At 42.5% G+C, this 24,828-nt stretch carries 26 protein-coding genes and 1 rRNA gene; 13 read left to right on the top strand and 14 right to left on the bottom strand.

Features of this window, described 5'->3' with window-relative positions:
* A 5S ribosomal RNA gene (gene rrf, locus FTU19_RS08365) occupies positions 1-114 on the top strand; the annotation flags it as partial.
* Between the two features lie 196 nt (positions 115-310).
* Here the strand turns inward: rrf and FTU19_RS08360 are convergent.
* Positions 311-1,708, bottom strand: coding sequence for a dihydrolipoyl dehydrogenase (locus FTU19_RS08360; RefSeq protein WP_180130733.1), 1,398 nt, complete (start codon positions 1,706-1,708; stop codon positions 311-313).
* Positions 1,709-1,864: 156 nt separating this feature from the next.
* Here FTU19_RS08360 and FTU19_RS08355 point away from each other — a divergent pair, with 156 nt between their 5' ends.
* A complete protein-coding gene (locus tag FTU19_RS08355; protein ID WP_179993330.1) occupies positions 1,865-3,862 on the top strand; it encodes a hypothetical protein in 1,998 nt (665 codons plus the stop codon).
* Positions 3,863-4,078: 216 nt separating this feature from the next.
* Here the strand turns inward: FTU19_RS08355 and FTU19_RS08350 are convergent, their stop codons facing one another.
* Positions 4,079-4,414, bottom strand: coding sequence for a TIGR01244 family sulfur transferase (locus FTU19_RS08350; protein WP_004783676.1), 336 nt, complete (start codon positions 4,412-4,414; stop codon positions 4,079-4,081).
* A 125-nt stretch (positions 4,415-4,539) separates the two neighbouring features.
* On the opposite strand from FTU19_RS08350, the gene FTU19_RS08345 reads away from it, so the two are divergent.
* The 3 genes from FTU19_RS08345 (at position 4,540) to FTU19_RS08335 (ending at position 6,318) form a co-directional block, all read left to right on the top strand.
* On the top strand, positions 4,540-5,436 hold the full coding sequence (locus tag FTU19_RS08345; RefSeq protein WP_180053916.1) for an alpha/beta hydrolase: 897 nt from the start codon (positions 4,540-4,542) through the stop codon (positions 5,434-5,436).
* On the top strand, positions 5,437-5,871 hold the full coding sequence (gene trxC, locus FTU19_RS08340) for a thioredoxin TrxC (protein ID WP_004783672.1): 435 nt from the start codon (positions 5,437-5,439) through the stop codon (positions 5,869-5,871). It begins immediately after the preceding gene.
* Positions 5,872-5,946: 75 nt separating this feature from the next.
* Positions 5,947-6,318, top strand: a complete 372-nt coding sequence (locus FTU19_RS08335) for an acyl-CoA thioesterase (protein ID WP_218955192.1) — start codon at positions 5,947-5,949, stop codon at positions 6,316-6,318.
* Positions 6,319-6,375: 57 nt separating this feature from the next.
* On the opposite strand, the gene FTU19_RS08330 is transcribed toward FTU19_RS08335, so the two are convergent.
* Both FTU19_RS08330 and FTU19_RS08325 read right to left on the bottom strand, forming a co-directional pair.
* Positions 6,376-6,879: a DUF4442 domain-containing protein gene (locus tag FTU19_RS08330; RefSeq protein ID WP_180130730.1), complete on the bottom strand. Its 504-nt coding sequence runs from the start codon at positions 6,877-6,879 to the stop codon at positions 6,376-6,378.
* Between the two features lie 25 nt (positions 6,880-6,904).
* Positions 6,905-7,393 (bottom strand): YajQ family cyclic di-GMP-binding protein, encoded by a 489-nt coding sequence (locus tag FTU19_RS08325; protein WP_180130728.1) that lies wholly within the window; start codon positions 7,391-7,393, stop codon positions 6,905-6,907.
* Between the two features lie 91 nt (positions 7,394-7,484).
* Between FTU19_RS08325 and FTU19_RS08320 the strand changes: the two genes are divergently transcribed.
* Entirely contained in the window at positions 7,485-7,799 is a 315-nt protein-coding gene (locus tag FTU19_RS08320) for a rhodanese-like domain-containing protein (RefSeq protein WP_180130725.1), read from the top strand.
* Positions 7,800-7,959: 160 nt separating this feature from the next.
* On the opposite strand, the gene mnmC is transcribed toward FTU19_RS08320, so the two are convergent.
* The 4 genes from mnmC to FTU19_RS08300 are packed head-to-tail and all read right to left on the bottom strand — an operon-like array spanning position 7,960 to position 11,373.
* Positions 7,960-9,867 (bottom strand): FAD-dependent 5-carboxymethylaminomethyl-2-thiouridine(34) oxidoreductase MnmC, encoded by a 1,908-nt coding sequence (gene mnmC, locus FTU19_RS08315; RefSeq protein WP_180130722.1) that lies wholly within the window; start codon positions 9,865-9,867, stop codon positions 7,960-7,962.
* A 39-nt stretch (positions 9,868-9,906) separates the two neighbouring features.
* The gene (locus FTU19_RS08310) at positions 9,907-10,425 is read right to left on the bottom strand and encodes a hypothetical protein (protein ID WP_180130719.1); all 519 of its coding nucleotides are present in this window, start codon (positions 10,423-10,425) and stop codon (positions 9,907-9,909) included.
* 5 nt (positions 10,426-10,430) lie between these two features.
* The gene (locus FTU19_RS08305; protein WP_004783657.1) at positions 10,431-10,733 is read right to left on the bottom strand and encodes a YciI family protein; all 303 of its coding nucleotides are present in this window, start codon (positions 10,731-10,733) and stop codon (positions 10,431-10,433) included.
* A gap of 28 nt (positions 10,734-10,761) precedes the next feature.
* On the bottom strand, positions 10,762-11,373 hold the full coding sequence (locus FTU19_RS08300) for a septation protein IspZ (RefSeq protein ID WP_005233839.1): 612 nt from the start codon (positions 11,371-11,373) through the stop codon (positions 10,762-10,764).
* 44 nt (positions 11,374-11,417) lie between these two features.
* Between FTU19_RS08300 and FTU19_RS08295 the strand changes: the two genes are divergently transcribed.
* A complete protein-coding gene (locus tag FTU19_RS08295; protein WP_166135639.1) occupies positions 11,418-12,269 on the top strand; it encodes a PHP domain-containing protein in 852 nt (283 codons plus the stop codon).
* A gap of 78 nt (positions 12,270-12,347) precedes the next feature.
* Here FTU19_RS08295 and FTU19_RS08290 read toward each other — a convergent pair whose 3' ends face one another.
* The gene (locus tag FTU19_RS08290) at positions 12,348-13,259 is read right to left on the bottom strand and encodes a bestrophin family protein (protein WP_004783652.1); all 912 of its coding nucleotides are present in this window, start codon (positions 13,257-13,259) and stop codon (positions 12,348-12,350) included.
* 71 nt (positions 13,260-13,330) lie between these two features.
* Positions 13,331-14,026, bottom strand: a complete 696-nt coding sequence (gene radC / locus FTU19_RS08285) for a DNA repair protein RadC (RefSeq protein ID WP_166135642.1) — start codon at positions 14,024-14,026, stop codon at positions 13,331-13,333.
* 113 nt (positions 14,027-14,139) lie between these two features.
* Between radC and coaBC the strand changes: the two genes are divergently transcribed.
* Both coaBC and FTU19_RS08275 read left to right on the top strand, forming a co-directional pair.
* A complete protein-coding gene (gene coaBC, locus FTU19_RS08280; protein WP_166135645.1) occupies positions 14,140-15,414 on the top strand; it encodes a bifunctional phosphopantothenoylcysteine decarboxylase/phosphopantothenate--cysteine ligase CoaBC in 1,275 nt (424 codons plus the stop codon).
* A 222-nt stretch (positions 15,415-15,636) separates the two neighbouring features.
* Positions 15,637-16,149 carry a hypothetical protein gene (locus tag FTU19_RS08275; RefSeq protein WP_166135648.1) on the top strand — a complete coding sequence of 171 codons (513 nt, stop codon included), beginning with the start codon at positions 15,637-15,639 and terminating at the stop codon, positions 16,147-16,149.
* Between the two features lie 49 nt (positions 16,150-16,198).
* Here the strand turns inward: FTU19_RS08275 and dusA are convergent, their stop codons facing one another.
* A complete protein-coding gene (dusA, locus tag FTU19_RS08270) occupies positions 16,199-17,221 on the bottom strand; it encodes a tRNA dihydrouridine(20/20a) synthase DusA (RefSeq protein ID WP_180130716.1) in 1,023 nt (340 codons plus the stop codon).
* Positions 17,222-17,514: 293 nt separating this feature from the next.
* On the opposite strand from dusA, the gene FTU19_RS08265 reads away from it, so the two are divergent.
* Positions 17,515-18,159: a HEPN domain-containing protein gene (locus tag FTU19_RS08265; RefSeq protein ID WP_180130713.1), complete on the top strand. Its 645-nt coding sequence runs from the start codon at positions 17,515-17,517 to the stop codon at positions 18,157-18,159.
* Positions 18,160-18,165: 6 nt separating this feature from the next.
* Here FTU19_RS08265 and FTU19_RS08260 read toward each other — a convergent pair whose 3' ends face one another.
* Complete coding sequence (locus FTU19_RS08260; RefSeq protein WP_180130710.1) at positions 18,166-19,353, bottom strand: MFS transporter; 1,188 nt, start codon at positions 19,351-19,353, stop codon at positions 18,166-18,168.
* Positions 19,354-20,321: 968 nt separating this feature from the next.
* Between FTU19_RS08260 and FTU19_RS08255 the strand changes: the two genes are divergently transcribed.
* Genes FTU19_RS08255 through FTU19_RS08245 form a run of 3 tightly spaced genes read left to right on the top strand, consistent with a single transcriptional unit; the run spans position 20,322 to position 23,233 of the window.
* Positions 20,322-21,449, top strand: coding sequence for a Re/Si-specific NAD(P)(+) transhydrogenase subunit alpha (locus tag FTU19_RS08255; RefSeq protein WP_034170850.1), 1,128 nt, complete (start codon positions 20,322-20,324; stop codon positions 21,447-21,449).
* Between the two features lie 11 nt (positions 21,450-21,460).
* Complete coding sequence (locus FTU19_RS08250) at positions 21,461-21,784, top strand: proton-translocating transhydrogenase family protein (RefSeq protein WP_004783638.1); 324 nt, start codon at positions 21,461-21,463, stop codon at positions 21,782-21,784.
* Between the two features lie 3 nt (positions 21,785-21,787).
* Positions 21,788-23,233 (top strand): NAD(P)(+) transhydrogenase (Re/Si-specific) subunit beta, encoded by a 1,446-nt coding sequence (locus tag FTU19_RS08245; RefSeq protein ID WP_159123084.1) that lies wholly within the window; start codon positions 21,788-21,790, stop codon positions 23,231-23,233.
* 319 nt (positions 23,234-23,552) lie between these two features.
* On the opposite strand, the gene rsfS is transcribed toward FTU19_RS08245, so the two are convergent.
* A complete protein-coding gene (gene rsfS / locus FTU19_RS08240; protein ID WP_004783634.1) occupies positions 23,553-23,954 on the bottom strand; it encodes a ribosome silencing factor in 402 nt (133 codons plus the stop codon).
* Between the two features lie 81 nt (positions 23,955-24,035).
* Positions 24,036-24,824, bottom strand: a complete 789-nt coding sequence (locus FTU19_RS08235) for a hydroxypyruvate isomerase family protein (protein WP_159123083.1) — start codon at positions 24,822-24,824, stop codon at positions 24,036-24,038.
* Positions 24,825-24,828: the final 4 nt, after the last annotated feature.

Here is a 24,828-nt window from a genome sequence, read left to right as displayed (position 1 = left end):
CTGGCGACCATAGCAAGAGTGAACCACCTGATCCCTTCCCGAACTCAGAAGTGAAACCTCTTAGCGCTGATGGTAGTGTGGGGTCTCCCATGTGAGAGTAAGTCATCGCCAGCTCATTATTCCTAAAGCCCTCTGCTCACGCAGGGGGCTTTTTTATGCGTGGGATTTCATGGTTATAGATTTTTCTATTGATACTTTATGATCTAAAAAAAGAGTTAAAGAGTAACAAGGTGCAGCCAAAACTTCAGAGCTATTAGCTGCACCATATTGTTTGAAGTAATTAAATTTTATCTATCCTTCTTTAAGATATTTAAGAATTGTCAATTACTTCCTGTTGATCAAGCTGACGACGAGCATGTTTAAATGCTGTTCTTAGCCCTTCTTCTAAAGTCGGATGATAGTAAGGCTTTGCCAGAATCTGATGAATATCCTGCTCTGCATCAATCATCCAGGCTAGTATGTGTGCTAGATGTTCGGCTTGAGGGCAGAATAATTCAGCACCTAATAATTTTCCTGACATTTTATCTATATATACTTCAGCCCCACCTTTATTTTCTGAAAGAATTAACGCGCGTCCCTGTCTTTCATAAGATACAAAGCCTCTAATATATTCCGTATTTTTCTCTTCTAGCTGTCTGAAACTTTGTCCAATAATCGCCATTTCTGGTTGGCTAAATACGATTGCCAAAGGAGTTAGGGCAGAAATAGGCTGAACATCTGGAAAATTTAAGCAGTTCTGGACCACTTCTTTACCATTATGGGCAGCTTCATGTTGAATTGGGACATCAGGGGCTGCATCGCCAACAATAAAAATAGGCAAGTTTTCTAATTGCTTGGTTTTTTTATTAATAGGTAGCTTTTTAACATCTTGGAATTCAGGATTAATTTTTTCCAAACCTAATCGATCTAAATTAGAACTACGTCCAGTAGCTGAGAGTACATAATCTACTTCAAGACTTTGTTTTTGATCATTCTCTATATAGTCAATTTTTACCTGATCAGTAAGGAGTTTGACTTGATTAGGTAAAGTTTTAAATTTGATATCCAGCTCGTTATTTAATTGCTCTCTAACCAAAGCTTGTAGAGTTGGACTGGTGAGTGCACCTATTTTCTGACTACGAGCAAACATAGTAGTACGTACCCCTAAACGTTGCATGGCTTGAGCCAATTCAATTGCAATAACGCCACTACCAATCACTGCTAAGGATTTAGGTAGCTGTGTAAGTTCAAAGATTTCATCAGATGTCAGGAGTTTATCGCCTAGTTCATCTTTTAAGGTAGCATCAAAATTTGGTCGAGAGCCTACTGCAATAATAAAACTTTTAGCTTGATAAGATTTTCCTTCTACTTGGACTGTTTGAGCATTGGTAAATTTTGCGTGCCCTGATACCTTATGAGTTGAATCCCATTGTTCTACTTCTTTTAAAGTGGCCCGAATATAATGATCACGAAGCTTATGTAGGCGATCCATAACGGTGGAGGTATTTATTACGGCATCATGCTGTAATCCGAGATTTTCTGCAGTTTTTATCTCATGCATACGGTTAGCAGAAGAAATCAGAAGCTTGCTCGGCATACAGCCTACACGAGCACATGTTGTATCCCATGAACCGGCATTAATAATTAAAATATTTTGGGTATATTTAATAGCTTCTTTATAAGCACTAATTCCTGCTGTGCCTGCGCCGATAATGATTAAGTCGTACATTTATTGCTCTTATCAAATTTATTTGATTGTTATAAGCTAGCATACAAAACATTTGGCTTACCTTTATTTACATAAAAGCTCAACTGTGGTTACATAACGCATAATTAAATAAAGATTGATAACAAACTCTGAAGATAGAGGGACTTGGGGATTTAAATGATTAGTAAACAATTAAGTATGAAGTTATCTGCTCTTACTTTTGCACTAATGTTGGCCGGCTGCGGCGGTGGTGGTAGTGACGGATATTATAATAGTGGATCAAATTCCGGTAATACTGGGGGAGGTTCAGATAATGGTATTGAAAATCCTGAAGTTTCTAAACTTAATATTAGTAATGTAGAAATCATTGATGAGAATGGCAAAATAACTACAGTAATTACAAGTGCTGGTGCTATTGCGCAAGTTAAAGTGACAGATGAAAATAAATCACCTTTAAGTGGTGTATTAGTTACTTTTTCAGGTGAAGGAATTGCATTTAGTACTAGCAATGCTTCTGTATTGACAGATATGAATGGTGTCGCTGTCATTGCAATTAAACCAGTTGATGATCAAATAACAGGTGCGTATAAAATTTCAGCTGCAGCTGAGATGAATGAAAATACTGCTCAATCCGCGGCAACAAACTTCACTATTGGTCAATTACAAACTAAGTTTGATAACGTTAAATTAGAAAGTACATCAATTGAAGCGGGTGGCTCAGTTAGATTAACTGCAAATACTGTTGATAAAAATACTGGTGTACTTTTAAACAATATTAAGGTTAACTTTGAAGCTGAATGTGGAACATTTAGCACGAATGAAATTTTTTCTAATCAAGGGATTGTTGAAACTATCTATACTGCTATTTCAAGCGGTGGTCAATTATGTACTGGTACTCAAAAATTAACACTTTTAGCAAACAATGGGGCTGTCACTACAACTCAAAATGTGAATATTAATGCGATTAAGGCAAACTCCATAGTTTATACTTCTGGAGAGTTAAAATTAGGCATTCTAAGTAGTGGATCAAGTTCATCTGGAAAAGTTGAATTTACAGTATATTCAAACAACATTCCTGCACGTAATCAGGATGTGAACGTTGAGCTAGTTTACGCACCAAATGATTTTTCATTTGTTTCTTTAAATAATAAAACAAGTAAAATAATTAAGTCTGATGATCAAGGGCGAGTTATTGTTGATGTATTCCCAGGAAGTATTCCTGGCCCTGTAGAAATTAAGGCGACTTTAGTAAGTGACTCACAGGTAACTGCATTATCTAAAGATGTTTCAGTAGCAACAGGCCGTGTAACACAAAATGGTTTTAGTCTTTCTGTAAGTAAAAATGCTTTACAGTGGAATGTAGATGGGGATAAAGCTACTATCACAGCTCGACTACGTGATCGTGTAGGAAATAAAGTACCAGATGGTACAGTCGTAAGTTTTAATACAGAGGGTGGTAGTATTACACCTAACTGTTCAACTGTAAATGGCGAATGTAGTGTGGAATTACAAACACAAGATCCACGTCCTGCTGACAATCGTGTAACAGTATTAGCGTATGTTGAAGGGGATAAATCTTATATCGACAAGAACTCAGATAATTTATATACAGCGGGTATTGATGAATTAACTAGTAATATTGGTGATTTTTTCCGTGATGATAATGAAAATAATATCTTTGAAAATGCGCTTGGTGAGTTTTTATATAAGAGAGGTGCCATCGGTAATACTTGTACACCAAGTAGTATCACACAGCCTAATATACAAGGTACTTGTAATCAGAATTTGCAAGCAGTAATACGTCAACAGTTGATATTTGCTTTCAGCTACGACACCCCTACTGTAGTAGATGAGAAAATTACAGATAGAGCTAAATTCAGTTTTAATGTTTTTGGTAATAATGCTCAATCAGTACCAATGCCAACAGGAACAGTAGTATCAGTGACTGCTGAAGATAATACTAAAGACAATGAAAAATCATGTACTGCAGAGTTATGGAGCGGAAATGCTACAGTGCCAAATGTATTTAATCTTTTAACTCCTAATAGCTTTAAAACAAGTTCTCAAGTTTATTATGAATATAAGCTTAAAGACTGTGATGAACGTGATAGTCTGATTTTAAGTATTACTGCACCAAATGGAAAAGTACGTAAAAAAGAATATATTCTTAATTAATAAAAAAAACAGCGCTTCGGCGCTGTTTTTTTTGAGAACTTCTTTTTAAAAGTTAAACAGAAGTTCCCATACTGACACCCACAGTAGGCTTAAAATGCATTGAACTACAACCCATCAATGCAAGACTGCAACATATAACCAGTAAGAATTTATTCATAGGTCGAGCTCTGAAACTAAAAGGAGATGTTGACTAAAAGTACATCTCCCCCAAATATCTTAATCATCCAGCAGATCCATCTGTTTCGCCAGCTGATATAAATTGTTGGAGCGATTTCCTGTACGGCAGAACATCAAGATCGGCTTTGGTAATTCGTTATAATGGTTAGCAAAGGTGCGCACATCAAGCTCGGTAATCTGGCCAGCAACTACTGGCTGGAAGACATAATCCAGACCTGCACTACGAGCAGCTTCCTCAATTTGTACGCTGGTTGGCTGTTCAGGGCCACCTTCCATATCCGGACGATTATTGATAATTGATTTAAAACCTTTTTCAACTACTTGAGAGATATGTTCAGGACCAATTTGGCCAGCAAAGCCTACATTTTCGCTCATGATGTCACTCCATTATGTCATTTATCTTGATATGCTTTATGATAGCATTAAGCTGAAAACATGATGGCCTAGTTCTGAAAAATTTATAAACGATTACAACTATAAAATAACGCAATGGAGCGCGTATGTACGCCTATACAGTCGAACCACTGTATGTCAAAAGCGGTCAGGAAGTGATTGCTGCGGATTTCTATCGTCCTCAACAGATTGACAAACCAGCTGTGATCCTGATGGCTCATGGCCTGGCTGCTTTACGTCATTTTAAACTGGTGCAATATGCCCAGCGTTTTGCCAGTGCAGGTTATGCGGTGGTTCTGTTTGATTATCGCTATTGGGGAGGCAGTACCGGGCGTCCGCGTGAACTGGTATCGATCAGTGCTCAACTTGAAGACTGGCGTACAATGATTCAGCATTTGCAGGTACGTAAATCCATTGATGCCAAACGGATTGTGTTATGGGGAACAGCATTGAGTGGCGGGCATGTACTGACATTGGCCGCAGAACTAAAAAATATTCAGGCGGTAATGGTACAGGTACCCTTTGTTGATGGTGCAGAAAGTGCCAAACTTTATCCTTTGCAGCAATTGCCTAAAGCCCTGAAGATTTCCAGTCAGGATTATATGGGGGCAAAGGTAGGAATGGCGCCCAAGACCTTGCCGGTGGTTGATCGTCATGAACTCTGTTTTATGCCGACACAAGACAGTTATGAAGGATATCTATCCATTGTGAATCCAGATTATTACTGGAGTGGTCATATCCCAGCCCGGGTATTCTTTAAATTGATGCGATATCGTCCTATTCAGGAAGTCCGCAAAATCACTATTCCTGTTCTGTTTATCGCAGCACAACAAGACAGCCTGATTCCCATTGAAGCCAGTCGGGAAACCGCAACCAATATTGCACCATTTGTACAATATCATGAGTGGAATATGCGGCATTTTGATATTTATCATGGTGAATGGTTTGAAAAAGCAGTCTCGACCCAATTAGAATTCTTACATCAACATATTGGAGTGCGCTAGATGATCATTGTATGCCCGAATTGCCAGGCTAAAAATCGTGTGCCTGAAGAAAAATTAACGGCCGATCCAGCATGTGGTCAGTGTCATCAAGCTTTAGTTCCACTGGCGCCGATTGAGCTAAATGAACAGAACTTTAGTCAGTTTGTCACCCATAGTGATCTTCCCATCCTGATTGATCTATGGGCAGACTGGTGTGGTCCATGTAAAATGATGGCACCGCATTTTGCTGCTGTAGCAAAAGAAAATCCACAAGTGGTATTTGCTAAAATTGATACCGAAGCCAATCCGCGATTAAGCTCAGCATTTAATGTACGTAGTATTCCGACGCTGGTTTTGATGAATAAAACCAATGAAATTGCTAGAATAAGCGGTGCATTACGTTCAAGCGAACTACAAAAGTGGCTTGATCAGCAGTTAAATAATGCTCAATCCTAATTTAAAAAGCCTGGAGTTCAAGTGACAGATTCTCATATTAAACCAGAGGGAGTACTTTCCCTGCAGACGATTGCAATGCCTGCGGATACCAACTGGAGTGGAGATGTATTTGGTGGCTGGATTGTTTCACAAATGGACTTGGCGGGAGCAATTCATGCAGAGCGCTTTAGTAAAGGACGCTGTGCAACGATTTCGATTAACCAGATGACCTTCCTGGTTCCTGTGAAAGTCGGCGATGTCATTAGCTGCTATACCAAAATTCTAAAGGTCGGCAATACCTCCATCCAGATGGAAATTGAAGTATGGGATAGCCATGACGACTCACGTCCGCCTGTACGCGTGACTGAAGGGGTATTTACCTTTGTGGCAGTGGATGTGAAGGGCAATAAACGTCCGATTCCAGAGGAAGCAAAACAGAAGTTTCTAGAATCTCAGCAGAAGTCATAATTCGTCTCATAAAAAATCCCAGATTAATGATCTGGGATTTTTTTGTCTGTATTGCTATCAGGTCTGCTTCAATTGCTTTTTGGAAATCCAGGCCCAGAGCATCTCGCATTGAATGGGTGCTTCACCCGATTCATCACTTACCACAACTTGAACCAGTGTTTCACCTTTGTCTGAACTTTGCATAAGCTGTTGCTGTTCAGCAGTCAAGGTAGCAACTGCCGTCAGGGCACCTTTGGTCGGCCGTTTAAAGTCTATTTTTAGACTCTTAATCAAAACCACTGCGCTATCCGGGACATTCATTGCGGTTACAAACCCGGTTGCTGTTTCTGCCAGCAGGGCCATTGCACATGCATGAATTTGTCCAATATGGTTCTGCATGGCTTTATGATTGGCCATACTGACTACCACTTTGGACGCACTCATTCCCTCATAACGAATCTTGGCAGAGCCGACCATCGGGACCACCCGGCCAAAAGTTTTACTTAACAAAGCAGTACGAATACCTTGCGGTAATCGTGCAGTGGCTTTGACTAATCTGGCTAATCGGTTGTTCTTTGCCATAATTCCTTCTACAGACGTTGCTGACTTAGTCTTTAAAGTTATTAAACTGTAAAGGCAGACCGAATTGCTGTTCTTTCAGGTATGCCATCACTTGCTGCAAGGTATCGCGTTTTTTGTCAGTCACACGAATCTTGTCGCCCTGAATAGAAGATTGCACTTTAATGCCACTTTCTTTAATGGCCTTATTAATTTTTTTCGCAGTATCAGAGTCAAGGCCATCTTTAAGCTTGATCACTTGAACTACATTTTTGCCTGAAGCGGTCATTTTTTGTGGATCTAGCGCCTGAATATCCACTTTACGCTTGAAGAAATGGTTTTCCAGCATGGTATACACTTGCTCACATTGGAAATCACTTTCTGTGCTAATTTTGATTTCCTTGTTTTTTTCATTTAGTTCAATAGAAACATCCTGTCCACGGAAATCGAAGCGGGTTGCAATCTCTTTTTGGGTATTTTGAACTGCATGATTTACTTCAAAAATTTCTAATTCAGAAACAATATCGAAAGAAGGCATAGTTTAGACCTTTACAAAGGGAAAGAATATCTGAGATGCTAGGGATGTTTTCTTCATTTGCCAAGTGTTGTTTACATCAAAGGAGTGCGCAATGATCCGTAAACAAGAAATTACAACATTTGAGTTCCCAGAAAATGCTGTAATCTGGGATGTACGAGATGCAAGTGCTTATGCTGAAGCACACGTGAAAGGGGCGGTCAATCAGCCCATTAACGATCTTTCAGCAAATAGCCTGACTCAGGTGTCAGCGGATCAACCGATTTACATTTTATGTGGTGGTGGGAGTAAAGCTCCACGTGCAGCTGAAAAGTTAGAGGGTTTTGACAGCACACGTGAATATGTCATTCTGATGGGTGGTACTCGTGCTGCTCGTGATGCAGGTATGCCACTGGAACAAGGTGCATAATTGACCTTGTGAAAAAAAGCGCCTAAGGGCGCTTTTTTGTTGTCTGGATTTCTTCAAAGTCCCCCTTCTTTAAAGGAGGATTTAGGGGAATTAAACTCTTTCTAAAACTTCCTCCCTTGCGGAACAGTGTTCCTCACTCTTTATTAAAGGGAGGAGCTCTTTAATTTTGAGGCTTAAAATAAGGCTTCTTGGCTTTTACCTTCTTTTGAAAACGTGTTACGTCGAGTTTTTTTACCAAGTTTGAAGGTGCGGGGCAGGCTTCTCCCAAAATCTGGGCTGCCAGAATTTCACTACACAGTGGTGCAAATAGAAAACCTTTAGAGCCAAGACCCGCAAAACTGTAAACTTCTTGATCTACATTCATCTTACCGAGCAAGGGAAAATAATCCTGACTCTGGGCGCGTACTGCTGCTCGACCTTGCCAGGTTTCGGTAGAGGGTAATAACTGTGCATATTCAGGAAAGACACTGTGGATAAGTTCATAATTATGCACATGATCTTCTACTAAGACTTCTGCATCATCCCGGCCTGGATAGAATGAAGCGCCCAAAATTAGTTGTTCGGGATTGAGCTGCATACAGTAACCGCCATAACTATAGGCTGTATCCTGATTCAATGGCTGATCTTGATTATTGACCCAGCTGACCTGTCCACGAATCGGTTTCAGGACTGGATAATGTTCAAAGAATTGCTGGGTATCACGTGCGGTACATACAATGATGTGATCAAACTTGCCTAAGGATTGCTGCTCTGCAAATAACGCAGGCTGTTCAGCAGCCTCAATATGACTAATTTTGGCTTGTTTATACTGAATAAGAGGATGCTGCAAAATTTCATCACGCAGTTGATGAGGTGAAACTGTGCCCGCTGCTAACAACTTTAAAGCTGGAAATTCAGTTTGAATCTCTTGGTCTGTTGCACTTTGAGCAGCAAGAATGTCTGCGGGATATTCATCTACCAATCCTAAAAGCTGTTCAGGATTTTTTAAGGCAAGCTGATTGACCTGAATTGAGCGAAAAGCTTTAAATTTCTGATAATGATTTAAGGCATGCTGCCAGGCCACCGTCATCAGATGTTCAGCACTTTGCTCAACTGGACACAGTTTAGGATTAAGCAGGGCAAGGGGATTGCCGGAACCGCCTGAAAGAGGCGCTGACTGGTCGTAAATCGTGACTTGATGACCACGCTGAGCGAATGTCAATGCTGCGCTTAAACCTGCGATTCCAGCGCCAATCACAGCGATTTGACGAGGTCTGGTAGGACTCTCTAGATCTGGTTCAGTTTTTTTCTGAGCAATTTCCAGCTCTAAAACCGTTTCACTGTCTTTATTTTCTTCAACAGGATTCCAGATCGCTTTCAGCATCTCACGTTTATGGCCAAATCCACGTGGACGGGAAATGGAGATTCCATGTCGTTTTAAACCACGCTTTAAGACACCCGCAACACTGAAAGAAGCAAAAGTTGTTCCGATCTCGGATAAACGCACGATATTATTTAAAACATTTTCTTCCCACATATCCGGATTACATGAAGGTGCGAAGCCATCCAGAAACCAAGCATTAACGGGTGCAGTTTTTTCAATGACAGGAAAGACATCATGTGCATCTCCCAGCCACAGGTCCAGACTGAAACGCTCTTCAGGAAAGCTGAGACGATGACAACCGGCAATCGGCATTGGATATTGGGAGATGAGTTGATCTGCTAGCGGTTTCAATTCTGGCCAGGCATTTAAGGCACGGACTAAATCTGCTTTAGAAAGCGGAAATTTTTCTACTGAAATCGCATGCAGATGACTTTGATTATCCGGACGAACCTGTTGCCAGAGCTGCCATAACGCCAGAATATTTAAACCTGTACCAAAACCCGTTTCACCGACACAGAAATATGCAAAAGGTTTTAAATCGGCCAGGCGGGTACTAAGGTCATTACCATTTAAAAAGACATGCCGGGTTTCCAGCAATCCATTGTCTTTGGAAAAATACACATCACCAAATTGCTTGGACACAGGCACATCAATGCCATCCACTAATTGCCAATCCAGATCGGCAGTTTGAATTGCATGCGACAAAACGGGTACAACCTTAAAGATATTTGGACGGCTTATAGATTACCACTGACGGCGACGTTTGGTATAAACATAGCTCGCAATCAGAAAGCCAAGTAATACACCGACTGCCAAAGTTGCCGCGCCGTAGAGAAACATCTGGGCACTACGTTCACTTTGCAGGACCTGTACCTGAACCCCGAGATTGTCGTTCTTGAGCTGCAATTCCTGATTTTGTGACAGGGCTTCCAGATTGGCTTTTTCCAGTTGCTGTAGACGCGTTGCCTGATCTTTGACTAAAGCTTTGACTTTGGCATCTTGCTGGGCTTTCTGCCTGGCGATTTCTTCTGCGGTGAGCGGCTTTTTCTCAGTCGGCTGAACAGTCTGAGCAGTTGTTGCAACTGCTGGAATAATTCCAGCCTGCTGTGCAGAAGCGCCCTGAGCAGGTGCCTGTGTGGTAACAGCTTGGACAGGAGTAGCTGCTGGCTGTGTAGCCGGGGCAACTGGAGCAGAAACTTCAACAGCCCAGGCAGAAGGAATCATGAAACAAAAGCCAATGAAACTGGCGGTAACAGCGCGCATGAACCTTATCCTTTAGGAAATGCTTTATTAAATGGTTTCACATCAATATGCGCGTATACGCCTTCTTTCAGGAATGGCTCATCCTGTAACCATGCATCCAGTGCTTCACGACTGTCAAAATCAACGATGATGGTGCTGCCATAGAAACCGGCTTGAGGATTGGCTGGATCTTTAGGCATGGCACCTGCAACAATCAGACGGCCTTCAGCATCTAACTGTTCTAGACGTGCAAGATGTTGTGGACGAATCGCAAGGCGTTTTTCAACTGTACCTTCCCGGTCGGTACAGCTAACGACGAATAATGGCATGATGACTCTCTATCGTTTGTAGTTGGACTTATTCAGCTGTTCTAAAGTATTTACGCAATACAATAAACTGAATAATGATAAAGGAAAACATCACGATCATGTCACCGAATGCAGTAAATTCGCCCCAATATTTTCCATCCATCCATAAATAGGCAAAGAATGTATGCAGAAATGACATGAGGGTAAACATACCCACCCAGGCATAGTTCAATTTAAGCCAGCCTTTGGCGCTCAAATTAAATACTGGGCCAAACAGACGCTGGATGAGTGGCTTCTTATCTTTGCTAAACCATGGCGATAATAGGAAGACACCAGCGAAAACCAGATTCAGTAATACAGCTTTAAGACGGATATAGAAATCGTCGCTGAGCATCAGGGTAATACCACCGAAGATCACCGTCATAAACAGAACAATCCATTGCTGTTTGTCCAGGCGAAATTTCTGCATGACAAATAACGCACCATAGACCACCAGCATGGAAATGATCAGACCCGTAGTTGCAACGAGAATATTGTTATTGTCGACACCCCCCGCAGAACCGATCAATTGTAGAAGTTGATGGTCAGTGTCTTTTGGATCTACAGTTTTATATAAATAAAAGAAAATAATGAGTGGCACAAAGTCTAAAAGTGCTTTCATGTTAGAGTATCTAAATCTGATCAAATAAATGTCATAGTATAGAGATGCACGGCGTAGATTTACATACACATAGTAATATTTCTGATGGAACTTTGAGTCCTCAGCAATTGGTCGAAGCGGCTGCGAACAAATTCATCCATACTTTGGCCCTGACTGATCATGACACCATGGACGGTTTGGTGCTGGCTGAAGAAGCTGCCAAAAATCATGAGATTAAGATAATTTCTGGAGTCGAGATTTCCAGCCAGTGGTCACGTCCAGCGACCAAGAAAAATTATGGCGTGCATATTGTGGCACTCAATGTTCAGAATCCTGAGCCGTTACAAAAAGCCCTCAATCAGCAGAAGATCATTCGTGCCGAACGCTCTAAACAGATCTGTGATCTTCTGGTTCCTTTAATAGGCCAGGATATTTATGCTGACGTGATTGCCAAAGTTGACAATATTCCTGATCGGGTTACCCGAACCCATATTGCCAAAACGCTGGTAGAAAAAGGCATTGTGACCCGTCCACAACAGGCTTTTGATAAATACATCAAGGAAGGTAAAAAGGCCTATGTCAAATTTGATGGTCTGGGCTTGGAAGAAACCATTCAGGTCATACATGACAGCGGTGGCTTTGCCGTGCTAGCTCATCCAACCCGTTATGATTTATCCGCGACTAATATTCGTTATCTGATCGAGATCTTCGCCAAGTTTGGTGGAGATGCGGTGGAGTTGCCGCCCGCCATTGATCCAAGTTCAACCCGTCAGATGGTCGACCGGATGATTGCAGAGCAAGGACTTAAAGTTTCAATTGGCAGTGATTTTCATGGCGATAATATGCCGTGGGTTAAACTCGGTCAGGTGCCAAGTTTAAAACCGGGACAGATCGGGATCTGGGAGAGTTTTATTTAATGAGTTAAGCAGTAGTCGCAACACTGCTACCCATCCCAACGTGAAGGAATTCTCTCTTTGGATAAGAGAGGTAACCTATTAAAGCAAATTATTATCTTGAGCCTGAATTGGTGGTGGTGTCGGTTTACCTAAAGTTCCCAAGAGTTCAATTTCAATAGTACGAACCATAGAATCAAGGGGTAAGTCATTGCTTTGGGTGCCAAAAGGCTCTTCAATTTCTGAACTTAAAGCATCCAGTCCTAGGAAGGTATAAGCGAGAATGCCGACCAGAAAAGGGGTGAATAAACCTAAGGTTGCACCAAGGCTAAATGGCAGAATAAAACAGAAGAAATAAACAGTACGATTCAGCAGAACTGAATAAGCAAAAGGTAAAGGAGTCGTCGCAATCCGGTCACAACCTGTCTGCACAATACTGAGTTCCGCGACATGATTATTCATCTGCATATAAATGATGTCAGAGATTTCACCTTCTTTGAGAGCTTGCATTAGCTCCCACTGAATCAGACTCAAGGTATATTGCGGTGCATTGGCCTGTTGATAGAGCTGAGTAATCGCCTGCTGGCTCATCCCACTAGTTTCCACCAGCTCAGTCGGATTGGCTGTCTGATGACGTAAACGGTCCCGCAGGACATTTGCGAAAACGATAACGTGCTGAATCACACGTTCACGACGGCCTTGAGACAACATTCGGCAGTCGCGGTCAAAATGACGTGCATTGGCAATCAGAATACCCCAGAGTTTACGTGCTTCCCACCAGCGGTCGTAACAGGCGGTGTTTTTAAATCCGAGAAAGATAGACAGCACTACGCCAATGAGGGTAAAGCCAACGAGAGGGAGTTCTGGAAAATGAAAATAACCTACACGTGAAAAACCACCAATAATGGCTGAAATCAGCATGACCACGCCTAAAGGAGGTAAAACCTTAGGTAAAATCGTTCCTCGCCAGGAAAATAATAATTTAAAAACGTTCTGCTGGTCACGTACGATCATTTATTGGAATCATCACAATTTTTTTCATGATCTTCTTGAGTTGTAGCTGCTTTGTCAAGTGCTATTCCCCCTTAGACTTCAGGTTTGATGAGTTGCTGCTCAGCAAAGGAAAAACTGCCCTCCAGAGCAATGATGCAATGGTCAATTAAACGGATATCGACCAGTCGACATGCCTGTTGAATCTGGCGGGTCAGATACAGGTCAGCCTTAGAAGGAGTGGCTTGGCCTAAGGGATGATTATGCGCAATCACAATTGAAGTTGCCTGTTGGGTAATGGCATATCTGAGCAACTGATTAATCGAAATATCACATGCATTCACAGAACCATAAAACAGCTTTTTAAATGCAATTTTCCTTAAACTGGCGTCCAGACACAGGACCGCGAATACTTCCTGATTTTCACTCAATAATTCGAAACGTAAATAATCCCGTAGTCTTTTTGAATTACTTAATTCTAAAGAATCCTGTTTAAGATGCTCGGCAATATAACGCCGTCCTAATTCTTTAACCGCCATCAGTTGGGTATATTTGCTAATGCCCATGCCATGAAACTGGCTAACTTCTTTTAAAGGTGCATCAAGTAAAGCAGTTAAATGGCCAAAATGTTGAATCAGTAGCCGGGCTAATTCTACGGCTGAATGCTGTTGTGATCCTGATCGGAGAAAAATGGCCAGCAGTTCTGCATCAGATAAACTTTCTGCCCCATATTGAATTAAACGTTCCCGCGGCCGTTCCAGTTCAGGCCAGTTTTTGATTGAAAATTGCATAGTTATTAGACTTATTTATTATGAATTATGAGTTTTCCCTGAAGCTGATCTCTTGGGAATGCAATTATTTAATGCTATTGTGAGCCCCACTGCAACAGAAAGGTAAGCTGTTCGTGAGCTTTGATCTAAGTGTAATTCCTCATAAAAATATCATTTTAGCAGTCACTGGCGGTATTGCTGCCTATAAAAGTGCCATTCTGGTTCGCCGTCTGAAAGATGCCGGGTTTAATGTGCGGGTTGTCATGACTCAAGGCGCACAGGCTTTCATTACCCCTTTGACCTTTCAAGCCTTGTCAGGCAATCCGGTACATACCGAGTTGCTGGATCCTGAAGCTGAAGCGGGCATGGGGCATATCGAGCTGGCACGTTGGGCTGATCTGTTATTGGTTGCGCCAGCCAGCTGCGACACGCTGGCAAAATTTGCAGCAGGCCTTGCAGATGATTTGCTGAGCACTTTGTATCTGGCAACCAATGCACCGGTCTGGGTCGCACCAGCCATGAACCAGCAGATGTGGGCTGCCAAAGCAACCCAGCGTAATCTTGCGACTTTGATTGAAGATGGCGTACATGTGATTATGCCGGATGCCGGTTCACAAGCTTGTGGTGATGTAGGCTTGGGCCGTATGCCGGAGCCGGAAGAGCTGGCACGTCAGGTCACAGAATATTTCCATAAAGCTCAGCGCGCGATTGCAGAAAAATTTGGCATGCTTGCGGGCAAGCAAGTCACGATTACAGCTGGTCCGACCCGTGAAGCGATTGACCCGGTACGTTATATTTCCAACCATAGTACCGGGAAAATGGGTTTTGCATTGGCAGCAGCCTGTTATGCAGCTGGAGCGAATGTCACCCTGATTGCTGGTCCGGTGAGCCTAGATACCCCAAATGGCGTCAAACGTAAAAATGTTTCTTCGGCAGTGCAAATGCTGAATGAAAGCATGCAAATGCTGGAGCAGGGTTGTGACATCTTCATTGCGACCGCTGCAGTAGCTGATTATCGTGTCGCACAGGTAGCCGAGCATAAAATCAAGAAAGCAGGCGATGAGCTGAATGTCGCTTTAATAAAGAATCCGGATATTGTGGCGACCATCGCACAGCAGGAAAAACGTCCATTTATGGTAGGCTTTGCTGCAGAAACCCGAAATATTGAAGAATATGCAGCGGGTAAACTGGTGGCGAAAAAACTGGATATGATTGCCTGCAATGATGTTTCGCGTGCGGATATTGGCTTTGCATCCGATGAAAATGCCATGACGGTATTCTTTGCCGAACACTATCATCTGGATAAGCGTGATCTGGACAAAGCCTCTAAACAGGAAATTGCCCAGCAACTGGTTGAAGCGATCCATAATGCCTTGCACCATGATCCTGCTGCAGAAGATGATTTTTAAGTTTTAAATGACGATTAAAGCCCTGACTGGTTCAGGGCTTTTTTATAGGTTTTTTTACCATGAAGTTAAAAAGCCAGTACAACATAAAAATAAAAACGACTTTATAGACTAAGGATTTATTTATTCATTTATTTAAAAAAAGTATAAAATGGATCACAGAATAATCCAAAGATGAAAAGTTTTACACATCTGTAAAGCAGTGAGAGAACACAAGGGGGCGGGATGAAAAAAATCATAATGATATTGATGATCGCCTGTCTGGCTGGATGCAGCTATTTTGTATCGATTGATGAACTGGCCAGAAATATTCAAGGACAAATGCAGCAAGAATTTAATGCCAATCCGAATTATCAGCATTATCGTCTGACTGTAGTAAATGTAAAAATCCGCCATCGCAAAGGCAATGAGTTTGAAGCAGTTTCACATCTGAATTATCAGGGTAATGAATATCCCATTAACGTTAAAATTTCAAAGGTGAATGGTGGTTATAGCTGGGCCATTGAAGATGATGCTTTTGCCTTTATCGATGAAATCGAGATTGAAAAATATCGTCAGCAACTGGATCGTGAACTGGAACAGTTGGCCTCATCACTTGATGATCTGGAACCTGTGCATGAACCTACCAATATTGAGTTAGGGCCAGATGTCCGTCCAGTTACAGAGCCTGTTCTGCAAGCGGCTTCCTATGATGAAGAACCGATTCCGGTCGGAAATATTACGGCCTATACCCACTAATTTTTATTTTAGGTCATAAAAAAGCACCGGGTCTCGGTGCTTTTTGATTTTAAGGCTGAACTTGATGTTCACGCAGATAATCTTCAGTGCGCTGCATGGCTTCCTGAATATTCAATAATGCTGTTTCTACATCTTTTAGCGTTTTGGCATTGCCACCACTTAAAGCCTGACGCCATTTACGTGCACCTGGTAAGTTCTGAAATAAACCTAAAATATGACGGGTAATAATTGACAATGGTGCACCTTCAGCCATACGTTGGGCAATATAAGGCAGCATTTGTTGCATGATCTCAAAACGGTCCGGTGCTTCGAGATTCCATAGTTGACCCAGCTCAGCTAACAGGTACGGGTTGTGATAGGCTTCGCGGCCAATCATCACGCCATCGACATGCTTGAGATGTTCAAGCGTTTCTGCATAAGTTTTAATTCCGCCATTAATTTCAATGGTCAGTTTCGGACGGTCCTGCTTCAGACGGTAAACATCTTCATAGCGTAGTGGCGGGATTTCACGGTTTTCTTTAGGTGAAAGACCTTGGAGTAAAGCAATTCGGGCATGCACAATAAAGTTATCGCAACCGGTTTTGGCGACCGTATCCACAAAATGCAGCATTTCTTCATAAGAATGCATGTCATCAATACCAATGCGGTGTTTCACACTGACCGGAATATCCACGGCATTACGCATTGCATCAATACATTCTGCGACCAGATCAGGTTCAGCCATCAGGCAGGCACCAATTTTATTATTCTGTACCCGATCACTCGGACAGCCGACATTCAGGTTAACTTCATTGTAACCCCAGTCCTGAGCCATTTTAGTACAAGTTGCCAGATCTTGAGGGTTGGAACCGCCGAGCTGTAACACAATCGGATGTTCTTCTTGATTGAAGTCCAGATGGCGTTTGGCATCGCCATGAATGATGGCGCCCGTAGTCACCATCTCGGTATATAAAATGACATTTGGATTAAACAGGCGCGCAAAGAAACGATAATCTTTGGTGGTCCAGTCCATCATCGGCGCAACACTGATACGAGGTTGAAGTTTGTTTTCAATGGTGCCGAGATCAGTCATTCAAAATCACGCCTTAAATGAAATGGAAGAGTAATAGCAGTACAAGAATGAGCAGGAATTGCTGGAAATCTGCTCAAAAAAGCAGTACTGCAAAAAGAGGGCGTAATACTAGCATAAAATTTGCATGACCAAAGGCTGAACTGCATGAGGAACGATAACTGTCATTCCAATAAAGATATTTAACAAGAGAAATTGTGGGAATTGAAAAATAAACTCCCAGTCATTCTGCAATGCTATATTTTGAGATAATTAAGATTAAGATAAAGAAAACGAGATAAATAAGGAGAATAACGATGCTCATGTTGGAGGAGATTTATAAAAGCAAAAAACCTCAACATTCAGACTATTTTAATTTACGGATTCAACGGGGACTTAGCTGGTTTAAAAAAGCATTAGAGTTGGATCAGGAATTAGAGTTTAAGTTTATTAGCCTGTGGATCAGTTTTAATTCGATCTATGCACAAGAAACAGAGGTTCGTCAGGATCAACAAAGCCTGCATCAATTTCTGGAAACCCTCTGTCAAAAAGATGTGGAGCAAAAACTTCAGCATATTGTCTGGGAAAAATACAGCCAGCCAATTTCTACACTGCTGGATAGCCCTTATACCGATCAAGGTTTCTGGGATTATCGCCATCATAAAGTCAGTCTGGAAAGCTGTCGTGAAGCATTAGATCAGCAAAAACAGAAAATACAAAAAGCTGTTCAAGAGCGGAATTTAACTGAAATCTTATTGGTGATTTTTAACCGTCTTTCCACCTTGCATTATCAGCTTATGCAGGGCGGTGCGACTTATCAGACCTCATTTAACGTCAAACAGCTCCAAGACAGTTGCCGGGTTCTGGCCGGGTTGCTGCCCACTTTTATCTGCATTCTTTTGGAAAATGCAGCGACTTGGGATTCGGGTAAACCTTACTATCCCGTGGTACAAGTCAGCTAAATCGGTTTAAGCTTTTGCTCGATATTGTTGCCATTGATCAATCAACGCAAACAGGGTGGCACATAATGCCAAGCCAAGTCCAAACAGACAGGTCATGCTCCAGCCACCATGATGCCAGGCATATACCCCCAGAGCTGAACCACAGGCACCACCAATAAAATACAGCGTCATGTAAATAGAGTTCAGGCGTGATTTGGCATCCGGGCGCAAGCGGAAAATCACGTTCTGATTACAGCTATGAGTAATCGCCAGACCTAAGTTAATCAGGGCATAACCCAGAATATAACTGAGCAGGGACACGCCACCAAAATATAAGAATAGCCAGCTTCCTGCCAGAATTGAACAGCCAATCCAGGTCAGGATCTTGATATAACCACGATCTGCCCATTTACCTATAACTTGAGTCGATAGCGCACCGAAAACACCAACTAGGGTTACTAGGCCCACCATCACATCAGAAAGATGAAAAGGTTTTTGGGTCAGCAGCAGGGCAATGGTTGAAAACAGCATGCTCATGGCTGCAAAGGCGCATGCACCAATCAGGGAGCGTAAGCCCAGTCGCGGTTCCTCACGCAGTAGCATACCCATCGATTTAAAAATTGCTGCATAGCTGATACGCATACGCGGCATGCTGGGTAATTGTCCTTTTAAATAAAAGCCCAAAACCAGCAGTGCCATACTGCTGAGCGCATAAATGGTTTTCCAGTGAAACAGGTCAGAAAGCAATCCGGCAATACTGGTCGACAATAAGATACCGACTAATAAGCCACTCATGAGAAAACCGACCACTTCTCCGGTTTTTTCAGGTCGGACAGCCATCGTAGCTAAAGGAATCAGAATCTGGGCAGCAACAGAAAATAGCCCGGCAATAATAGTCCCCACCCAGAGCATCGGCAGGTTGACTGCTGTGGCACAGATCAGCAAGCCTAATGCGGCACCAAACATCAAGAAAGGAATGAGTCTGGACTTATTCAGCATGTCTCCCAAAGGTACAATAAACAGCAGGCCCAAGGCATAAGACACCTGCGCAAAGGTCACGGTCAGCGCCACTTGGGATTCTGGTACCTGATAATATTGCTGAATCGAGGAGATAAGCGGTTGGCAATAATAGTTTGCACCTGCACATAAACCACATGCGATCGCCATCAGCCATAACAGAGATTTATTTTGACTGATATCGAGAGGAGGAGTCATGGCAAGTACCTTAAGCTCAGGGAGAATTTTTATAAAGAACATCAAATATGATGCATAAGTTGCAGGCACTATAGGCGAAAACCCGTCAGGATAAAAGTAGAAAAATAGTGCAAAGTACTCAAACTCATAGAAGAGAAATGCCACAAAAAAGTACTTTTCTGGATTGATAAGAGATGAAAATTCGCTAGAAATTTAACTTTTTCACTTAAGAAAATGTACGTGGAAGCGCTTTGTATTAAGTCATCTCATTTAAGACCAAGTGACAGAGATCAATCTGAATCAGTGATTGCCCAAAATTGGTGCAAAATGAAGAGTTCGTAAATCTAACAGTGGTCTGAGTATTAATATAATAAATGTTGCAGAATATTTTTTTCACCTATTTCAGGCAAGTCTTAAGACTTGAGCTGAATAAGTCAAGTAAGTGAATCCCAAATCAATTTTTTCATCATTAATTCATATTTTTTATGAGTGAAAAATGAAAAAGTTATAGGAAAACAGTATTTTTAGATCTTAAAAATGAATATTCCAAAGTAGATTAAATTTGTCAAAAAGGTCAAAAACAGGAAACTGCCCTAGAAAATTGCCTTAATTTAGGCTTTATCAGTTCATTTGAAATAAAGATTTGCTGAGCAGAAAAAATGAAATATCTGTCAGAATGATCAATGTAACAAAATAAAACAAAAAGTAATCTAATAAAAAATAACCAGGAAAACAGTCATCGTTCAAGAGAATGAATATCGTTTATAAATTCAGCAAATCAAAATAATCAGGCTGAACTAATAAATGCTATATGACAGCATCATTTTTATGAATCGTCAGTTCAAAATATGGGTATTTATTAAATAAATAATAGGTAGTAATTTCTAGAAGTTTAATTAGAATCCAAAAATTCAACAAAAACACATCCTGAGGGGAAGCACCGTAAATCACGGTGTTTACTTAAGAAAAAATTAGCTTGAGGGACGCTCATGCAGATTGGAATTCCAGCCGAAACTGTCGTCGGTGAAAATCGCGTCGCTGCGACGCCTGAGACAGTAAAGAAATTGATCAGCGCTGGTCATAGTGTGGTGATCGAACGTGGAGCAGGTGTTAAAGCTGCCTACATCGACAGTGCCTATGAGCAAGTTGGTGCCAAAATTACGGATGATGCCTACACCGGTAGCCAGATAGTTTTGAAAGTTCGTGCACCGAAGGGTGAGGAAATTCAAAAGCTGTCAGCCAACACCACGGTTGTAGCGATGTTTGACCCATACCGCAATACCGAGCTTGACCAGTTCGCGGCACAGAATGTGTCTGCATTTGCTCTTGAGCTTTTGCCACGTACTTTGTCACGTGCGCAAAACATGGACGTATTGTCTTCGCAAGCGAACCTTGCAGGTTATAAATCAGTGCTTTTAGCTGCTGCTGAATATCAGCGCATGTTCCCGATGCTGATGACAGCGGCAGGTACGGTAAAACCGGCTCGTGTCGTGATCATGGGTGTCGGGGTAGCAGGCCTTCAAGCAATTGCAACAGCGAAACGTCTGGGTGCAGTCGTAGAAGCAACTGACCTTCGTCCGACTGCCAAAGATCAGGTTGAGTCTTTAGGCGGTAAATGGCTAGACGTGCCAATGTCTCCTGAAGAGCAGGCACGTGCTGATGAAGCAGCTAAAAACGGCTATGGCTGGATGCCAGGTGAACAGTACATCAAAGATCAGGCCGCGATTGTCGATAAAGCAGTATCGAATGCCGATATCGTGATTACTACAGCATTGTTACCAGGTCGTGATGCACCACGTTTAATCCGTGCTGAAACTGTAGCCAAGATGAAACCAGGCTCAGTGATTCTGGATATGGCAGTGGAATCAGGCGGTAACGTTGAAGGTTCTAAGTGCGGCGAAACTGTTGTGACTGAAAACGGTGTGAAAATTCTGGGTGTTCCGAATATTCCATCAACGGTATCGACTGAAGCTTCAGCGCTATATGCACGTAACGTCTATAACTTTGTTGAAACACTTTTTGATGCAGACAAGAACTTTGTCCTGAATCAGGAAGATGAAATTCAAAAAGCCCTACTTGTCACTCACGGCGGCCAAGTGCTGTTAAAACGTGGTTAAGGAGCAGACTCATGGTTGAAACAATTACGATTTTCGTCCTGGCCATCTTCGTGGGTTACTACGTGGTTTGGGGGGTAACACCAGCACTACATACGCCATTGATGGCGGTGACCAATGCCTTGTCTTCGATCATTATCGTGGGCGCAATGATTCAGACTGTTGGTCTGCCAATGGTGGGCGTTGAAGGCAGTGTGGATTTTCAGACCATTAACGTGGTGAGTGTACTGGGGGCAATCGCAGTATTTCTGGCGAGCATTAATATTTTCGGTGGCTTTGCCGTGACTGCACGTATGCTGGAAATGTTCAAACCTAAGCAAAAGAAAAAAGAGGGTTAAACCATGGAATTTATTCGAGAGTATGCGGATTGGTTCTACCTGATTGGCGCCGTTCTTTTTATCTTAACGCTACGTGGTTTATCTGGTCCTAAAACTGCAATTGCAGGTAACCGCTACGGTATGATCGCCATGGCGATTGCTGTAGTGACCACATTCTTTGTTGCTGAAAATCCAGTAGTCTGGATGATTCTTGCAGCAATGGCTGCGGGTGCAGTGGTGGGTATTGCGCGTGCACGTACTGTACCAATGACCCAGATGCCAGAAACAGTAGCACTCATGCACTCACTGGTGGGTCTGGCTGCGGTACTGATTGCAGTTGCGGCAATTATCCATAACAACAAGCTGGTTGAATTGGGCCCGGACCTGTTAGCTGCAAATGGTGTGACTTTCCATGAAATGAGCAAAGTTCACCTGTTTGAACTGTTTGTGGGCTGTTTTGTTGGTGCGATTACCTTTACTGCTTCTGTATTTGCATACGGTAAGCTGGCTGCAAAGAAATGGGCAAAAACCATTTCAGGTGGCTGGGTAAAACCGGTTCAGGCTCTGATCTTTATTGCAATGCTGGCAGCAGGGATTCACTTCTTCCTGACAGGTAGCATGACATCTTTCTGGGCAATGACTGGTCTTGCGCTGGCATTTGGCTGGGTATGGATTGCGCCAGTAGGCGGCGGCGATATGCCGGTTGTAGTTTCGCTGTTGAACTCATTCTCAGGCTGGGCAGCAGCGGGGATTGGTTTCACACTGGAAAACAACATGCTGATCGTTGCGGGTTCGCTGGTTGGTTCTTCAGGTGCGATTCTGTCTTACATCATGTGTAAAGCGATGAACCGTTCAATCATCAATGTATTGTTTGGTGGTGCGATGGGTGGTGCAGCTGCGCCGACAGCTGCTGCGGGTGCACAAGTGCAACGTAACTACCGTTCAGGTTCTGCAGATGATGCTGGCTTCTTAATGTCAAATGCAGACAGCGTTGTCATTGTACCGGGTTATGGTATGGCACAAGGCCGTGCACAAAACGCAGTAAAAGAGCTGGCAAATTTGCTGAAAGAGCAGGGCGTGACTGTACGTTTTGCGATTCACCCGGTTGCTGGTCGTATGCCAGGTCATATGAACGTATTGCTTGCAGAAGCTGATGTTCCTTATGAAGACATTCTGGAAATGGACGAGATCAACTCGGACTTCCCGGCAACTGACGTAGTACTGGTTATTGGTGCAAACGACGTTGTAAACCCGGCTGCAAAAGACGATCCGAACTCACCAATCTACGGCATGCCAATTCTGGAAGCTCATAAGGCACGCACCATCATGGTCATCAAGCGTTCTATGGCGACCGGTTATGCAGGTCTGGACAATGACCTGTTCTATAACGACAAGACCATGATGATTTTCGGTGATGCGAAGAAAGTTGTGGAAGATATGACTAAAGCGATTAATGGTACAGGTCACTAAGACTTTCCATTCGCTGGATCATCTTAAATCCTCCTTTTAAAAGGGGGATTTTTCCATTTAAATTACAGATAAATTCTCCTTCCTATATAAAAGCTGAATCAGGAAGAATTACAAAATAAAATTAGCTATGGTGTTTTATTTTTAGAAAATTGGTTTAGATAAAATTGCAACAAAACGTTTAAAAAATAGGCTGAATGATTAAATCTGATCGAAAAGCGAATTCATTAAAGTTGCTGATCCATGAATTTCCTTTTTGATTTAAATCAAAGGATATAAAAAAAGCGACCTACATAGGTCGCTTTTTTTGAATATTCGATGTTTATGCTACAGAATCTGCAGGATTGCGCCATAGGCTTTCTAGGTCATAGAATTTACGCGCTGTAGGCAGCATGCAGTGCACTACAACAAAACCTAGATCAATCAGGATCCATTCTGCATCACGTTCGCCTTCGATACCAAGCGGACGGAAACCTGCTTTACGTGCTTCTTCAGCAACATTATCTGCAAGTGATTTAATATGACGGGTTGATGTACCGCTTGCAATCACCATGGCATCTGCCACGTTACTGATGCTAGCAACATCAAGCTGAACAACTTCTTTAGCCTTTACATCTTCGAGGGCTGCATGTACAACTTTCAAGCATGCGTTTACTGCTTGTGCATGAGAATTCATAGTGTGATCGTGAGAATTAGAAGCGCTGGGCGATGGTTCTAAATTCATAGGGAGTATAATTTCCTAACAATTATGCATGATCTAATATAGCGGTTTTAGCCCAAAATTTCAAATGCACCTTCCGCCGCTTTAGTCATACTCCGGGAAGAACTGTTCTTTCCAGCCAAAGGATTCTTCCGAAGTCCCCAGAGGTTTATATTCGGCTGCGACATAACCATTGTATTGGCTATTCTCTAACCATTGAAAAATCTCATAATATGGAATGGAAGCGGTATTGGGTTGATGACGCCCCGGGCAGTCTGCAAACTGGATATGACCAATCTCTGCAATATTTTCTTTTAAGGCTTCAAGTACATCTTCACCCATCATGGCCATATGATAACAGTCATATTGCATTTTCAAGGCAGGATGATTGACAGCTTCCAGCATCTCCTGAGCTTGGGCCACATTCTGAATCAGGAAACGTGGCATGTCCTGACCGTTGATCATTTCAAAGACCGGCTGAATCTGATAATCAGAGAGCATGGAGCAGGCAATTTTCAGATTACTCGCCAAGGTGTTCAGGCAAGGAAGCAGGTCACAATCCAGTGGCTGTTTGCCGGCCAGAATATTGACACTTGGCACATTCAGAGCAGTCGCATATTGAATGGCCTGCTCTACAGCATGACGAAACTCGATTTCCTGTCCAGGAATACCGGCCAGACCGTGTCCACCTTGCATCAGATCACCAGCAGGCACATTAATCAGGCAGATGTCCAGATCATGCAACTGAAGCTGCTGCTGAATCTGCTCAATGCTCAGTTCATAGGGAAACTGGATTTCCACATGTTTAAAACCGTGCGCATGAGCCAAGGCAAAACGTTCTAACAAAGGTACTTCCGTAAAAATCATGGAGAGGTTAACGGCGAGTTTGGTCATGGAC

Source organism: Acinetobacter sp. YH12072 (assembly GCF_013419565.1).
In the GTDB taxonomy this organism is placed as follows: Bacteria; Pseudomonadota; Gammaproteobacteria; order Pseudomonadales; family Moraxellaceae; genus Acinetobacter.
The sequence above is the reverse complement of the archived record's forward strand: the minus strand, read 5'-3'. Positions and strand labels throughout refer to the sequence as shown.